Source organism: Leptolyngbya sp. PCC 6406 (assembly GCF_000332095.2).
Classification (GTDB): Bacteria; Cyanobacteriota; Cyanobacteriia; order Phormidesmidales; family Phormidesmidaceae; genus PCC-6406.
Window position 1 is genome coordinate 13,374 of sequence record NZ_KI913951.1, and the last position, 14,928, is coordinate 28,301.

Consider the following 14,928-nt stretch of genomic DNA (forward strand, 5'->3'; position numbering starts at 1 on the left):
CCCGTTGGCGATATTCGAGCGATCGCAACTATGTGGGGGGCGCGGGGCTGTTGGCGGTGACGTTGCTGTAGTTGAGGCGGAGCCTCGGTGGGGGCGTCCAGGCGGAGCCTGAGCAACAGGCAGGAGCAAAGGGCTAAGAAGACCTGGGGGAAGAACAGACCACCCGAAAACCGATGAGGAGGTCAATGAGGTTGGGCGTATTCCTGTCCCGATACGCGGAACGGCAGTACCTAGGATTGAAGCCCCAGGAGCCGCCACGACGAACGCGATAAGACGAATCACCACCTTCTATCCAGGCACTGCCATCCGTCGGAGCACCCTCGTAGTTGTCGTGCCAGTGGTCAGCGCACCATTCCAAAACGTTGCCGTGCATGTCGCAGAGGCCGAAAGCATTAGCGATACCGAAGTGATCAACGGGCGTGGTCTCCTGCCGATATTCGCCCTTGGGGCCATTGGCATAGGTGTATTTGCCGTCGTAATTAGCCACGTTGGTAGTAACCATGTCACCAAAGTGGAAGGGCGTTGTGGTGTCCGCACGGCAGGCATATTCCCATTCCGCTTCGGAGGGGAGGCGGTAGGTGCGATCAGTATGGGCGGAGAGGCGGGCGCAGAACTCCACCGCATCTTCCCAGGACACTCGCTCAACGGGGCGGTTGTCGCCTTTGAAGCGTGATGGGTCAGCACCACGGAGATTGCGATTGACCTGGGGCAAGCTGGCGACGGCGCGCCACTGGGCTTGGGTGATGGGGTAGCGTCCCATAAAGAAGGGAGAAACGCTAGCGTCGTGCTGGGGGCTTTCGCGATCGGCATCCCGCTCTGGCTCATCTTCGGGGGAGCCCATGCGGAAGGTGCCGCCGGGGATGGACACCATTTCCAAGGTGATGTCATCGGGCAGGATTTCAATGTAGCGATCAGCCCGCTCCTGGCGACGCAGAATCAGCCATTCGGCATCCCCGCCTAGCTGGCGACGGGTGATGTCGTCGGGACCGGGAACTGGCGGAGGCGGGTCAGGCAATGGACGGGAACGAAAATCACGCCCAGACGGCGGTGGCCCTGGGACTGGTGGGGGTGGGTCAGGCAATGGACGGGGACGCAAATCAGACGGGGAATCAGCCTGGGAAGTGAGGTCAGCGGCGTCCTGGCGATTGACGACGGTCGCGACGGTAAAGTCAAAAGACTCTAGCTGCGGGTCGTTGGAGATTAGCTCAACGGTGACAACCTTGAAGTCATCAGTCTGAAGAGGAGGGGGAAAGTCGGCGTCTTCTTCAACCAGTTCGGCTTCGGTAAAGTCGAAGTCGGTGATGGCGGGGAAGTCGAGGTATTCGGCGACTTCGTAGGTGAGGGGTTGGAGGTCGAAGTCGGCGAGCCAGTCATCCCCGATCCTTTCAGGATCAATTTCAGGATCCTTCGGTGCCGATGTTCCCTCTAGCTGATCAACCAAGTCCTCAAAACCACCCACCCTCCTGAGGATTTGGGCAGTCATGGTGGCAAATGATCGCAATCCATAGAGATCGGCCTCATCTTTTAGATCAGGCGACAGCAACAGCGCTCGGAAATCGGCCAGAGTAAAGTTTAGGAGTGCTGCCACATACCTGGAGACTGCCTCAATTACGTCAATGGCATCCACTTTCGGCAGGATATCTAGCAGGCGATCGCGCACCTCATGGGGGAAGGTGTACTGCACCTGTTCAGGATTGGTTGTTACAGGTTGGTCAGGGGCTTTTTGCAGCAGCCCTCCCAAAAACACCTCGGCGATGGGTAAGGGAGAAGACCCTGGTAAAAGCTCATCAGAGGCGCGAATTAAGCGCATCACGGGCAACGTGATGACCGGGGCGGCTGAGAGTAAAGCCGCCAAACGTCGGGCATCCGGGGTCGCTTTGACCCGAAAGTTCTCTAGCAGCTCATCAGTCCCGTTCTCCGCTGGCGCGTCTGTTGTTGATGGGGGGTCTGTCGGCTTCCAGCCCGTCGTCGGCAAAATAAAGCCTGGGGTAGAGTAGCGGCGATCGCCTGCCAGCATCTGACTCCACGCGCCCAGCGACTTCCCTTCACTGGTCACAACAGGAATACAAATCGGTGCCGATGCCAGCGATGACGGAGCCGCGCCAGTTTCTGAATAAGCCGACTGACGGCCACGCCGCGCTGATGACCGCAAGGAAAGAAATATCGGGTTGAGCTGAGGATTGGTAGCGCCGGGAAGGTGGTTGCGAACGGCAACATATTCGCCAATTCCTAAAGCGGTGCGTTTCCACATCCAGTCGGGCAACACTTGCCACACCGCCGTCGGCGTAGACCTTCCCCACAGCGCCAAGGCAGGCTGTAGTGAACCATCCCACCAATAATCGGCGGTGCAATCACTGAAGACTAAAATTAAACGACGGGCATCGGGGGGCAGCAAGGCTCTGGGCGATCGCGTCACTGCTTCTGCCTCTGGCGCGGCACAAATACCCACCTCACCATTGATCGCAGTGAGTCGCCACACCCGGAAGTCACGAAAGGAGCCGTAGCACCGCAGAAACCGCTGAATATCTTGAATCAGCCGTTGCCAAAGGCCCATCGCCGGACTACCATCAATCACAAGCGCAACATCAAACCAGGGTTCCTGGTCAGCGTTTAAAACAGGCGACCAGATATCCGTTTCGGCAATGCGCTCAACCGTCTCTACTTCATTGACCGTGCCCAAAATCTGGGACTCAATCTGCTTGAGTAGCGGCTTCATCGCCCTTACCAAGGGCAAAGTATCGTCCAGAATACCAGGGTCTGGAATTGAAATCGGTGCAGCCCTCTGAGGCAATGTTCCTGCGGGCAGTTCTGGGGCAATCCCAAAAAAACGGTCGTCATTTTCCTCGGATTCAGGGTCAGTTCCATCATCCTGATCGATGGGGATTGGGTCTATGCCCGCACCTTGATCATTAGCATCCTGATTAGTTTCCGCATTACCACCAGTCCCATCCTGATCACTAGCGTCCGAGTCAGTGCTTGCTGCCACTTCCGGCAAGGGCTGATGCAAAGCCAGCCAAAGAATCTCAGCAATCTCCGTCGGATCAAGCTGATATTCTGTCAGCGCGGCCACGAACTGCTCGGTACTCATTAACGGCTGGCCTCGTTGGTCAAACGTCGCAGCAAGATCTGCTTGAGCTTGTTCAGCTCCTCATTTTTCTCATCACCCAAATCCGAATCCATGAGTTGAGACTGCCGCACCATGTAAATCAGATTCAGAAGCTGATCCGTTGCAAGAGACGACGGTTTAGTTTTCAAGTCCTCGGCAAACTTCTCGATCAAGATGGCCACTTTAGGCCCAACTTCCGACCAGGGTTGTTCCGTAGGCTGGCGATCGCTCCGGTCAAAGTGAGAGCCAACGATATTCGTCAGGATCGTACTGTCTGTGGGATCGGGCATCTTGATCCGCAAGCAACGTCGCAAAAAGGCAGGCGGAAAATCGCGCTCACCGTTGCTGGTCATGATGACTAAGGGAAATTCGTAACAGGTGACCTTACCCTTCTCAATCTCTGCATCGAGATCGTCATCTTCAGTCCGCACGGAAACGGGTGCATCGCTCTTTTGTCGTGCCAGTTCGGAAATCTCGTAACGACCTTCTTCAAACAAATTCAGCAAATCGTTGGGCAGGTTCAGATCGCTTTTATCGATTTCGTCAATCAGCAAGACCCGTGGCAAATGGGACGGTAAAAATGCCGTGCCCACAGGGCCAAGCTGAATGTAGTCTCCTAAACTGCGGCCTTTTTTTAATTCATCGATTTGGGCGCGGTCGGGATCTTGATTCTCCGCCTTTGCCAGCAGAATTTGCAGCTCTAACTCTGACTTATCGAACTGGGTGTCTTGCAGACGCGCGATCGCGTCATAGCGGTATAGGGCATCGGTGAGTTTTGAGCGCGTCGTGATCGGCCACAACAATACTGGTCCTAGCTTCAGTTCATAGGCGATCGCATAGGCAAGGGAGGTCTTGCCAGAACCTGGATTCCCGGTAATGAGCAGCGGACGACGCAGCGCTAGGGCAGAATTCACCGCAGTAATAATTTCCGACTGCTCACCCTCAACCTGACGAATCCGAAAACTTGCTCCCCTTTCTACAGAACGGGCATCAAGACGCTTTTCCTTCCGTAGTGCTTCCCAGCGATCCTCACTCGCCTGCTGCCATTTCTGCTCAAAATCCGTCTGAGACATGAATTGTCGCCAAGCTGGACGGGCCGAGATCGGCTCTAATTCCTGCTGCCGTGGAGTCCCATCTGGGTTGGGTTGAGCCGTAAAAAATTTCCAGTCAGACATAGGAATACGTATAAAGTCAGAGGTTAGGCAGCGGGCTGCCGCAAACGGCCTGATGCATCAACCGCTAGAGTGGGCAAGCGGGGAATGCGGGTATGACAGTCAAATAATAGCCCGAGTTCTCGCAAGTCTTGACGCTGATTGAGAATCGCCTGCGCCAGCAAGGCCGAATCCTTTAAGTTATCCGGCGTTAATAACCTATCCACACGGGTAAAAAACTCTATAGCATCTGGAGGTTGTTGATAGGCCCAAACCCAAACAGGAACCTTTTGCTCAATTACTTCAAAGAGCAACTTGGCTAAATCTAATTTATCCTCCGGTAAAGCAGTCCAGAACTTAAAAATGAGTTTCTGGCACAGTGCCCCGTTCATCAGATCATCACTGAAAGATTGCGTACAGAAAACATGACTAGTACAAATCTCTTTTAGAGACTGTAGTTGCTGAAGTCTAGCCTTCAAATCTTCAATCCATTCCTCAGACCATTCCGGATCTTGCAAACGGTCTAAAGAACGCACTACTGTATTACGAGAAAGTTCCCAAAGCCTTTTAAAATTAGTAACTGGTCCTCGACTCCTTGATTGGATCTGCCAATTATGCACTGGCTCTCCCCAATGCTGCCAAGACAGGAAAATCTCTACTATCTTCACCTTCCCTGCACGGGGAACCACCTTAGATAGAAACTTACCTACCTCGTCTATAGAACATTGAGTATCAGGTTCAAAATAATCGGTTCTCGGAGTCTCACCAGGCAAGTGAAGTTCCACCATCAACCTGACATTATCAGCCTCCTTACCGTCTTCAACTACTCCCGAAGCAGCGACTGGTTCCAAAGTGACCAACAGATATCCTCGCGGCGATGAACTGGGCTCAACGCCTAGTTCTGATGCAGTTTCGGGAGGCTTATGCACCTCATACCAGGTCTGTAGCGCCGAGGTCACGATGAAATCGGCTTCCTCTTCTGAAACCTGATTAGCCTTGTCGATGAGACGCTTCACCCAAGCCAACGCCAGATCTTGATCATCTTGCCTCACCAGAAATGTCCTCAAAGCTTCTAGCGTTGCGATCAGCCCAAGCAAATCCCGTTTATCGGCAATTAGAACATCCTCTAAAGCCACTTTTAGAAAGGCTAATTCAGGCTCCTGAAAACAGGCGAAAAGCCCATCCCAGAACCTAGTTTCAATTTGCGGGGCGATTTTTTTAGCACCTAGGATACTGGGATTGGGATCAAACTTAGCCAGAATTTGGAAAGCAAAGGCGCTGGCGTGCGCCGAAGCTTGTCGGTGACGGTCAGGCTCAGGCCCATACTTAGCGGCATCATTTTTGCCATCAATGAGATCCGAGATCCCCCGAATCACGATAGAAGAGACCTTTGGGCTCGCATAGACAGCTCTAGAGAAACCATATCCTTCCATCTCAACTGCAATCGCATCGCTGAAGTCTGTTTCCAGAAGCTTAAAAGTAGATGATTGTGTAGAGGCAACCACCTTTTCTCCAGCCGCGATCGGTTGCACCCAAACTTCTGGAACTGGCTCAGGTTGTTCTGTTAGTCGCTCCAGCCAATCAGGTTTACGGGCTTCTGCCCGAGCCCGCGACACTAGCGCATAAGAACTTTGGGCTTCATTTCGCCGAGTCTTAAATTCTTGGGCATCAACCTTACCAGACTCGTATCCACACACTTTAGTCGCTGCCACGACATGACCAATATCGACGTCCTTGATGCCACCTGCAATGCCTACAAACAAAACTACTTGAGGCTGAAAATGGTCGATAGCGTAACTAGTTTCGGCTCTTCCGGTCTGGCTATGGTGTTTCAAAAGGAAATACCCACGGCAACAAAGCTCTTAACTTGAAATTGTCAAAATTGCCAAAGCCATAACCTAATCTCTTGATCAACTTAAGCTTGTTATTTATTCCCTCCACAACCCCATTAGTTATTCTCAGTTCAAAGTATGATGTCACCTCATCAAACCATCGTTTAATCGTGCCACAACTCTGATTGAAAAATGTCGATGAATCCGCCATCCAGTCCAGTAACTTTAACGTCCCTTCTGCCCAATTCTCGAAGGATTCAAAGATTTCTCTGAACTCTTCTTTCAATCGATGCATCGTTGCTAATTTAGGGGATACTTCGCTCACTTCTATGAGCTTCTTCTTCTGTTTCTCATTCAAATTCCCTTCGTTCTTTAGTAACGCATACTTACTGCCATTAAGACCCTCTATGACGCGCTCCCTCTCAGCCTTTTTTGCGATCTTCTTGGCCGCTCTCTTCTCCGCTTTCCGTTCGTTATCTAACTCCTCATTGACGAGTTTGGTGACATGGAATCTATCCGCGACAATGGTCGCATTCGGCATCATCTCTTTTACCAAACTTTGGTAGGGCTTCCACAGGTCTATGCTCACCCCTTCAATCCCCTCAAGCACCTCTGGTCCCCATTGGCTAAGGACTTGGCGCAATCCCTCTTGTGTTCGTGAGGGTAGAAGGGTGATCGGCTGGTGCGTCTCTAGGTTCACTAGCACCCCATAATAGTTACCCTGACCTTTGACGACCGCTATCTCGTCTATCCCGAGATATCTAATCGGTTCTGGGCTCTCGGGTAAATACGCCTTTCCGGCATCCTTTATCATCGTCTCAATCTGCTCGTCACTCAGCCCTGTCCGAGCCGCCACACTGTGAATGCTACTCCCTAACACTTGGCCGACAATCTGCTTCGCTAGCCGCTGCGTATACAACCGCCTTTTCTTAACAAAGGCCAGTTCTTCGCTAAACACTTGTCCACATTCCTGGCACCAAAACTGGCGGCGATTGACTCGCAACACTACGGGCTGTTGATTCCACGGCAAATCCTCAATGTTATACCGATGATTCTCATGCAAATGACGACTTCGCTTCCCACACCGGGGACACTCTGCATCTCGGCGGGTGGGGCTAATTACAAAAAATAGCCCCACCCCATCTATCATTGTCATATCCTCTACTTTTGTCTCAGGAAGACCCAGTAGCTCTGTCAATTGCCTCGCGTCAGATTCTGTGATCATGGCGCTCACCCATATATGGCGACTTTCTCTCACCCTTTAATTCTAGCCAATCCCTTGTATATCAAACACTTCACGCCTTTCTAGCGTTTATTTCTCTCTCCATTTCCCCTGCTCAGTAGCCCTTTGTCCATAGCCAGACCGGAAGAGCCCTAGTTTCTATCGCAGCATCAACATTCCCAGCACCAATCTCCACGATCCCGACTTCCCATGTCCGACCATTAGCGGTAAACTCACCACGCTCATACACTGTTTGACGGACTGGATGAATCACCTCTTCACAATTACTCAAAAAGGCACGAACAGCCTCATACTCGACTCGCAATGCAGTGAGAATTACCGCCTTTAGGGTTTCCTGAGCCATAGATTCAGTCGATCAATTTTTGACATGGGTTCACAGTCGCTACATTTTACTCTGCCCCAATTCAGGACATTTTCATGATGTTTGATGCGAATATGCAGTAGACAGGCAAAATAGAGCTGTGGTTTCGCCACCATTAAGGATAATGGATCCAAAAGAGCAGACATTACAAATTTTGTTGGAAGAATATCGGGTCTTGAAGGCCGAGCAGGCCAGCCGAATTGGCTTTCGGGATAATCTACTGTACGTCACGCTTGGCCTGTTTGGGGCGATCTCCTCCTTTGCCCTCTCCAACAGTAGCGGCCACCACGCTTTTCTGGTCATTCCCTGGGTGTGCATTGTCATGGGTTGGACCTATGTAGTGAACGACGAGAAGATTTCCGCGATCGGTGCTCATATCCGCTACACCCTGGAGGGAAGGATCTCCGCTCTTGTCGGCGGCTCGGCAGATAACCAACATCTATTCAGTTGGGAAGCTTCTCACCGCAGCGATCCTCGTCGCAAAAGCCGCAAGTATCTTCAACTCTTCGTTGATGAGGTAGCCTTCGTTTTTTCTGGTTTAACCGCGTTAGTTGTCTTTTGGCTCTTCTCAACTCAAGTCTCGACATTTGCAATTTTGCTGTCTGCGATCGAAGCCAGTTTGCTCATTGGCTTAGGCATCAAAATCGCCATCTATGCCGACCTTACTGAGGGGCACTGAGTCAAGTATTAAGAAGCTAAAACCTCCTTCAAAATTTGATCGCCTGACGGCGATGAGGAAACGGCAACCTGGTACCCCCGTAAAAAATCGCCAGAGGGCTCTAGCGAAGCGGCACGAAGTGCTAGGAAAAAGGGAGAAAGAGCTATTTAGTCCACCTTGCGGGAAGCCGCAAAGCGTCTACGGGGCAACACAGACAACTCGAAAACTGAGAAAGGAGTCGCGGTCATCGGGACCGTAGTTGCCGCGATAGGCAGAACGGCAAAGCCTCGGAAGGCCGACCCAGGAACCGCCGCGTAGAACGCGCCTAGATGAGTTATCATCTTCAATCCAGATACTGCCATCGGTAGGGGCATCGTTGTAATTACCGTGCCATTGATCAGCACACCACTCCCAGACATTACCGTGCATGTCGTGGAGTCCCCAACGGTTAGGGGGATAATTCCCTACAGATGTCGTTTGATTCACCTGTCTGCCATAGTTCGCCAATTCCGCTGTGAGCTGTGGCCCAAAGTGATAAGCCGTCGTCGTCTCAGCTCGGCAGGCATATTCCCATTGGGCTTCGCTGGGCAGGTGATAATGCTTCCCCGTGCGCTTGGAGAGGCGCTGGCAAAACTCCGTAGCCTGCTCGCAACTCACCTGCTCCACGGGCAGGTCATCCCCTTTGAATTTAGATGGGTCAGGATCTAGATCTACCGCCTCCCGCTCGTATCCTGCCACCACTCGCCACTGAGCCTGGGTCACGGGATAGCGTCCCATCAAAAACGCCGACACTTTGACTAAATGTCGGGGACGTTCATTATCTTCGCCATCTAGCTCATCCGCTGGTGCCCCCATCGTGAACTCGCCAGCGGGAATCAGCATCAGCGTCAGCGTGACACTATCCCCCAGGTCTTGGGTATGGCTCTGGTTGGTGCAGGGGTAGCGATGCAGGGTGAGATTTTCGGCAGCGGTAGCCACAGCATTCCCTTTGAACGACTCATGACTTCGAGGGTAGCCCACTCAGACCTGATGCTCAACTTTGGCATGGTGAGCGATCGCATCAACCTAGATCAAGTGCGGTGGTTGGTAGCCAGACACTCATCCCTCTCTCAGTCGGGTATCAACGTAAGGTCACCAAGGCAACCAACGCCGAGTATTTTTAGAAACTTGTCTGACTGATGTAACAATCCGATCATTGACATCATCTTGGCTTTCACCGCCAATTGTGCCGACCTGTCGTTCCAATTCGTTGGCCGCCAAACTCTCATTCACCATGTAGGCTTCCTGCGCCGCTTGGGGCAGCGTCTCCCGACACCCCTTCTTAGCCCCGGTTTCGCGATATAGATCGTTGACAGTACAGTCAAACAATTCCCGCGTCTCTTCAACGACCGAGCGCTGAAAAACGTCCCCAGCGCCACCGTTATCCCAGATCGACTGGGTGAATCGCTTATTGACGATAGCCCCATCAACTCGCTTACGCTGCGGGGCTAGTGCTTGGGAGTCGCCGATCAAGTCCAATTGGGAGGCAGTCTCTTCCTGGTTGCTGGCTTCGCTCTTCCACTAGTTCAAAAACCCCATCCGCTTCCTCTCTTTCTGGGGGGGCAAATAAGGGTTCAAATATCTTCAATTCTATCTTGACTAAAGAAAAGAAAGTTATATAATCAAGAAACGCAAGACAGGAAAGATAAGATGCCAACATCTCAAATACTGGCAGAACACTGGCTCCAGTCTGCTGAAAACTGCGGCTCTACCCAATGGCTGAAGCAGTTCATTCGCTGCTATGTGGCGGAACTCCAGGGGGGACAACTCGGTGCTGAAGGGTTTGCCGAAGCGTTGGAGCAGGAATTCGCCAGCCGGATGCTCACGACCCCGGCCCAACAGAAGAACTATCGCTCTAACGTGGTTCAGGCGATCAAGGTCTTTGACCCTGACCACCCCGCGATCGCATTAGTCTCCCTCTCGACAGAGCAATACCGCATCCTCAACGACCAGCAGCGGGAACGCCTTGCCGATCGCGAAACTCGATTCATCACCAGTGCCGAGGCTGAGGCCATCGTAGACCGGGGAACACAGCTCATTCATCGGGCGGAATGGTCAGAGGTGGGGGCTGGACTCGCTGTCCTTATCGGGCGGCGCATCAGTGAAATTGTGCTCTCAACTTTTTCGCTGAAATCACCCTGGAGCTTGCAGTTTAGCCAGATGGCGAAGAAGCAGGGGACTCAGAACATCGCCATTGAGATTCCCACCCTGGCACCGGCCCAGACGGTGCTGGCTGCCATCGAGCGCCTACAGCAGGGACTCGGAACTGAGGCATTGAGGCTCCAGGGGTTGGCAGAGCGACAGGCAAAGCAGAAGGTGAATCAGCTCTACAGTGGGGCGATCGCTGATAAGTGCAACGAGCATTTCAGTGACCTGGTACCGGCCAGAACCGATAAGGAAAATCTCTACACCCACATCTTTAGGGCAGTTTATGCCACGATTGCCGCCCACTGGTACTGTCCGCCCTCAGTACCGGAACATCAGTTTAAGGCGGAGATTCAGGGCCATTTCACGATCACTCAGGAAGGCAAAAAGCTGCCGAACTATGCGGCCCGATCCAATTACGACGACTATGCCATTGGCGATGGTCAAGGTAATCGCGATGGGCGATTAGGCATCAAGTTAGGCCAGGTCTCGAATCTGGACATCATTGAGGCATTCCGCCATCCAAAAGACTCCCCCGATCAGCCTGCGGTGGTTGAGGAGCAGATAGAGACTGAAATCGCCCCAGAGATCACCTCAGAGGTCACCTCAGCACTGGCCCCAGAGCACCCGGATGAGACGAACCCGAATGAATCGCCCACAGCACTGAACCCCCAGGAAGCACCCCCCATGACTGAAGCCGATGCCACGAAGCCGACGACCAAGCGCCCCAGTGTCTATGCGGACGATTTGGAGCGCATCACCGACCTGATGGCCCACCAAGGGATTACGGGCACCACGGCGGATGTGATCCATGCCCTGGTGGCGGAGGTTGAAACCCAGAGAGCCCAGGCGGAACGACAGGACGTGCAAACGGCGGGGGAGTTTGCCCAGGCCATTAACTGGTTTACCCAGGAAATTGAAACGCTGCGGCGGCAGTATCACACCCTGGAGCAGGAGCACCGGACATTAGCGTCGCAGCCAGCGGACGGGGAGGAGGTCACGGCCTTGAAGACCCGTAATGCCCAGCTAGAGGCCCGCAATACGGAACTAGCGGCTGATCTGGAGGAAACGCGATCGCAACTCAATGCCATCCAAAATTTACTGGGGGGGATTCGCAGCGACACCCGTTCCCAGCCGGAAAAGCCGTCCGCACCTGCCCCAGAACAGTCCGCCCCCAAACCGACACCTGCGCCCCCAGACCAGCCGGTGACCCGTCACTCCCCCCCACCCAAAACCGAGGGGGTTTCCCGCCACTCCGATCGCGCCGACTCGACAGACAAGATTGCCGATGTCATTGATGCCATTATCAAGTGGAATACGGCCCAGGAGCGCCCAGAGCAGCGCTTACGCATCTCGTTTCCTTCAATCCGCAGTCTGGCAGTCTTGGTGGGGGCCAGTTACCTCCCCGCCATCAAGGAGGTGATCGCTGAGAAGCAGGCCGAGATTGATGAAATCCACGAGCGCTATATGATTGGCAGTCGGCATAATCGCAGTGTGCCGGACAAAGATGCGGTGCTTCAGGCGATCGCCTGCGATTACCTTGGGATTCCCAACTGGCAAGAGGCAACTTACGTTAATTAACGGAATTATCATGGCTGAGGTCTTACAAACATTTACCCCAGATTGGATATCACCCCCTGGTGACACCATTGCTGACTTAATTGAGGAATGGGAATGGAGCCAAGTTGATCTGGCAAAGCGACTAGGCTTTACGCCCAAGCATGTGAGCCTACTGATCAACGGCAAGGCTTCGATCACCGAGGAAACAGCGCTCAAGCTTGAAAGTGTCTTGGGGGGGAGTGCAAGCTTCTGGCTTAGGCGGGAAGCGCAGTACCGCGCCAAAATCGCAGAGCAAGAAGCGGAAACGAACTGGCAACAGCCGATCCCTGGGCGAGTGAATTCTTGATTCCCTCTGAATATGAAGCTGAATTGCCTAGCCTCAAATCAAAGCAATCGGTTAGTGAGTTCGCTGATAGGTTGGGAATCCATCCAGCAATTGCGGTCGGGCGATTACAGCATGATGAGGTAACTCCGATGAAGTGGATGAATGACTTCAAAGTACGGTGCGATGGGGTCTTTGTTCCGTTGAACCAGCAGCCTATCGATGATTTTGACCAAGCTGTAACTCATGTGCTGGATAAAAACCATGAGCTGTATGAGCACCTGTCCTGATGCGGTATTTGACGGTCAAGAAAGTGCTGATTTTGCACAACCGCGTAATTCAACAAACAGGAGGGGGTTCTGGAGCAACCTGCATTCCGCGAATTGACAAATAATCTTGAATGTGTATTGTGTCCCGGCTGTCCGAAAGTATTGAGGAATAGCGATCTCAGTTTTCAGAACCTGTCGTCCGAATGTTTACGAAATGTAAAGTCGCAACTTAGCTCGGCGAATCACTGGTTTCTGAAATCCTCTGTCAGAGAGGCTTTCAGCTATCGACCAAGATGATTCACAAAAATAAATAATCGTCAACCTGCGGAACGTAGGCTCAACAGGGAGAGAATGGCATTGACCACCTCGTAGAGGTTGACGGTGCGGAGTCGTCCAGTGGTTTTAGGGGCTGGCAACAGCGTTGAGAGCAGTTTCCACTGGTCAACAGTGAGATTGCTAGCGTAATCTAAAGTCATAGCTTCCTAGGGGATGAAGAGGTTTTATTGTCTGCGCCTAATACTTAGGGAGCTTTTTCCGTATACGAGTATCTGTTGATACTTTCCAAATATCCTCTAAGTATGGTATCAAAAACCAAGAAGCTCTGGAAACATTGCCTGGAACGTTTTCTGGCAACTTCGTCAGGCTTTTAGCATATTGAATCCTGTAGAGCCAAACTTTTCCCCATTAAATTCTTTTTTTCACCTACAACAAAGCCTAGAGAAACAAATATGGCTAAACGAAACGAGTTACCTCTCCTTGTTGCATCCTTACTCATAACGGCTATACTCCTGGGTGGTGGAGTATTACTATTCAAAGACAATATTTTTCGTTCAGCAGGGAACGGAGATGAGAACAACACAATAACCAATCTTAATCTTGACGGAGCAGATGGAAGCTCTGGCACTTCCGTACTAGGAGGAGGAGTGCCTATCAACAAACAGAATGGACTGAAAGCACTTGCAGATGGGGATTATCTAACTGCCAAAAGAGAATTTGAGGCAGCCCTACGGGAAGAACCTAACGACCCAGAAGCGCTCATTTACTTAAATAATTCCAAGATTGGGAATTCGGCATCTCATACAATCGCTCTTATTGTGCCAGGAGCAGAAGATGCAACAAAACTTGGGACAACACAGGAACTTATGCGAGGTGCTGCCCAAGCTCAAACAGAAATCAACACTTCCGGAGGCATTAATGAAACTTCCTTAAAACTGCTCATCATTGATGACAATGATAATCCTGAAACCGCAGCAGTAATTGCAGCTAATCTGGTCACTGAAGAAAATGTACTAGGAGTCATTGGCCATTTTTCAAGTGGGACAACTTTAGCAACAACAGGGATCTATGAGACAGGACAGTTAACACTAGTGTCTCCTACAAGTACGTCAGTAGATATTTCCCAAGCCGGAAACTACATATTTCGAACAGTTTCGAGTGATCGCCTCGCAGCCTCCGTACTAGCCGAACATGCATTAGAGACTCTAAATAGTACAAAAGTAGCGATTTTTTACAACGAAAATAGTAATTACAGTAAGTCACTCAAATCAGAGTTCGAGACTGAATTTATACTTGGTTATGGTGAAATAGTTGAGGTCTTTGATATCAGTGATTCTAGCTTCAGAGCTACGACCTCAATACAAATTGCCCAAGAAGAAGCTGACGTTTTGATGTTAGCCCTGTCACTGGATCCCCTCGATCCGTTAATACAGATACTCGCTTCTAATAAGGGAATACTTCCTATGTTGGGAAGTGACTCTTTGTATAAATACCGGGTTTTGAGCTTAGGCAACGACAATGCAGCAGGACTGACCGTAGCAGTGCCGTGGCATATTCTTAACTATGAAGAAAGTCCTTTTGTCAAGGAATCACGACAATTATGGGGTGAGGTAGATGTAAACTGGCGCACAGTAACCACTTACGATGCGGTAATTACGCTTGCAACAGGCATTGAAGTAGATTCTACTCGTGATGGTGTAGCTACAGCACTGTCAGATCCAAACTTTCAAGCTGAAGGAGCAACAAGTGTAGTGCGTTTTTTGCCAAATGGAGATCGAAATCAACCTTTTCAACTGGTAAAAGTAGTTCCAGGAAATCGATCTGGAACTGGCTATGATTTTGTGCCAGTAGACTAGGAAAAAATCGATCAAAATATTGATATCAATAAATTTGTCAAAGCCAAATTTTTAAGATGTTTCTGAATAAATCCATCGCAAAGACTAAGGCAACAACACATATCGTCCAA

Annotated in this window: 13 protein-coding genes; 5 read left to right on the forward strand and 8 right to left on the reverse strand. The window is 51.4% G+C overall.

Annotated features, from left to right (window positions below; translation table 11 throughout):
- Positions 1–133 precede the first annotated feature (133 nt).
- The 5 genes from LEP6406_RS35000 to LEP6406_RS33465 form a co-directional block, all read right to left on the reverse strand.
- Complete coding sequence (locus tag LEP6406_RS35000) at positions 134–3,088, reverse strand: formylglycine-generating enzyme family protein (protein ID WP_008307738.1); 2,955 nt, start codon at positions 3,086–3,088, stop codon at positions 134–136.
- Positions 3,088–4,281, reverse strand: coding sequence for an AAA family ATPase (locus tag LEP6406_RS0225555; protein ID WP_008307740.1), 1,194 nt, complete (start codon positions 4,279–4,281; stop codon positions 3,088–3,090). The genes LEP6406_RS35000 and LEP6406_RS0225555 overlap by 1 nt, the downstream gene beginning before the upstream one ends.
- A gap of 23 nt (positions 4,282–4,304) precedes the next feature.
- Positions 4,305–6,092 (reverse strand): VMAP-C domain-containing protein, encoded by a 1,788-nt coding sequence (locus tag LEP6406_RS30740; RefSeq protein WP_008307741.1) that lies wholly within the window; start codon positions 6,090–6,092, stop codon positions 4,305–4,307.
- Positions 6,079–7,314, reverse strand: a complete 1,236-nt coding sequence (locus tag LEP6406_RS0225565) for an ISL3 family transposase (protein WP_027268755.1) — start codon at positions 7,312–7,314, stop codon at positions 6,079–6,081. The genes LEP6406_RS30740 and LEP6406_RS0225565 overlap by 14 nt, the downstream gene beginning before the upstream one ends.
- 112 nt (positions 7,315–7,426) lie before the next feature.
- The gene (locus tag LEP6406_RS33465) at positions 7,427–7,675 is read right to left on the reverse strand and encodes a nucleoside phosphorylase-I family protein (RefSeq protein ID WP_008308993.1); all 249 of its coding nucleotides are present in this window, start codon (positions 7,673–7,675) and stop codon (positions 7,427–7,429) included.
- Between the two features lie 142 nt (positions 7,676–7,817).
- On the opposite strand from LEP6406_RS33465, the gene LEP6406_RS0225575 reads away from it, so the two are divergent.
- Positions 7,818–8,372, forward strand: coding sequence for a hypothetical protein (locus LEP6406_RS0225575; RefSeq protein WP_008308995.1), 555 nt, complete (start codon positions 7,818–7,820; stop codon positions 8,370–8,372).
- Positions 8,373–8,549: 177 nt separating this feature from the next.
- Here the strand turns inward: LEP6406_RS0225575 and LEP6406_RS0225580 are convergent, their stop codons facing one another.
- Positions 8,550–9,329 (reverse strand): formylglycine-generating enzyme family protein, encoded by a 780-nt coding sequence (locus LEP6406_RS0225580; RefSeq protein ID WP_008308998.1) that lies wholly within the window; start codon positions 9,327–9,329, stop codon positions 8,550–8,552.
- A gap of 153 nt (positions 9,330–9,482) precedes the next feature.
- Complete coding sequence (locus LEP6406_RS0225585) at positions 9,483–9,869, reverse strand: hypothetical protein (RefSeq protein ID WP_008309000.1); 387 nt, start codon at positions 9,867–9,869, stop codon at positions 9,483–9,485.
- A 171-nt stretch (positions 9,870–10,040) separates the two neighbouring features.
- Between LEP6406_RS0225585 and LEP6406_RS0225590 the strand changes: the two genes are divergently transcribed.
- The 3 genes from LEP6406_RS0225590 to LEP6406_RS33250 all read left to right on the forward strand — a co-directional run bounded on the left by LEP6406_RS0225590 (position 10,041) and on the right by LEP6406_RS33250 (position 12,707).
- The gene (locus tag LEP6406_RS0225590; protein WP_008309002.1) at positions 10,041–12,116 is read left to right on the forward strand and encodes a protelomerase family protein; all 2,076 of its coding nucleotides are present in this window, start codon (positions 10,041–10,043) and stop codon (positions 12,114–12,116) included.
- Between the two features lie 10 nt (positions 12,117–12,126).
- A complete protein-coding gene (locus LEP6406_RS0225595) occupies positions 12,127–12,441 on the forward strand; it encodes a HigA family addiction module antitoxin (protein ID WP_008309004.1) in 315 nt (104 codons plus the stop codon).
- A 128-nt stretch (positions 12,442–12,569) separates the two neighbouring features.
- Positions 12,570–12,707: a hypothetical protein gene (locus tag LEP6406_RS33250; RefSeq protein WP_008309007.1), complete on the forward strand. Its 138-nt coding sequence runs from the start codon at positions 12,570–12,572 to the stop codon at positions 12,705–12,707.
- 296 nt (positions 12,708–13,003) lie between these two features.
- Here LEP6406_RS33250 and LEP6406_RS32465 read toward each other — a convergent pair whose 3' ends face one another.
- On the reverse strand, positions 13,004–13,162 hold the full coding sequence (locus LEP6406_RS32465; RefSeq protein ID WP_008309010.1) for a transposase: 159 nt from the start codon (positions 13,160–13,162) through the stop codon (positions 13,004–13,006).
- Positions 13,163–13,414: 252 nt separating this feature from the next.
- Between LEP6406_RS32465 and LEP6406_RS0225610 the strand changes: the two genes are divergently transcribed.
- On the forward strand, positions 13,415–14,818 hold the full coding sequence (locus tag LEP6406_RS0225610) for an ABC transporter substrate-binding protein (RefSeq protein ID WP_008309011.1): 1,404 nt from the start codon (positions 13,415–13,417) through the stop codon (positions 14,816–14,818).
- Positions 14,819–14,928: the final 110 nt, after the last annotated feature.

Bases quoted from the DNA above. Each gene is read 5' to 3' on its own strand.
- LEP6406_RS32465 (WP_008309010.1), bottom strand. From the start codon at position 13,162: ATGACTTTAGATTACGCTAGCAATCTCACTGTTGACCAGTGGAAACTG.
- LEP6406_RS0225555 (WP_008307740.1), bottom strand. From the start codon at position 4,281: ATGTCTGACTGGAAATTTTTTACGGCTCAACCCAACCCAGATGGGACT.
- LEP6406_RS0225595 (WP_008309004.1), top strand. From the start codon at position 12,127: ATGGCTGAGGTCTTACAAACATTTACCCCAGATTGGATATCACCCCCT.
- LEP6406_RS0225575 (WP_008308995.1), top strand. From the start codon at position 7,818: ATGGATCCAAAAGAGCAGACATTACAAATTTTGTTGGAAGAATATCGG.
- LEP6406_RS33250 (WP_008309007.1), top strand. From the start codon at position 12,570: ATGAAGTGGATGAATGACTTCAAAGTACGGTGCGATGGGGTCTTTGTT.
- LEP6406_RS35000 (WP_008307738.1), bottom strand. From the start codon at position 3,088: ATGAGTACCGAGCAGTTCGTGGCCGCGCTGACAGAATATCAGCTTGAT.
- LEP6406_RS0225590 (WP_008309002.1), top strand. From the start codon at position 10,041: ATGCCAACATCTCAAATACTGGCAGAACACTGGCTCCAGTCTGCTGAA.
- LEP6406_RS33465 (WP_008308993.1), bottom strand. From the start codon at position 7,675: ATGGCTCAGGAAACCCTAAAGGCGGTAATTCTCACTGCATTGCGAGTC.
- LEP6406_RS0225610 (WP_008309011.1), top strand. From the start codon at position 13,415: ATGGCTAAACGAAACGAGTTACCTCTCCTTGTTGCATCCTTACTCATA.
- LEP6406_RS0225565 (WP_027268755.1), bottom strand. From the start codon at position 7,314: ATGATCACAGAATCTGACGCGAGGCAATTGACAGAGCTACTGGGTCTT.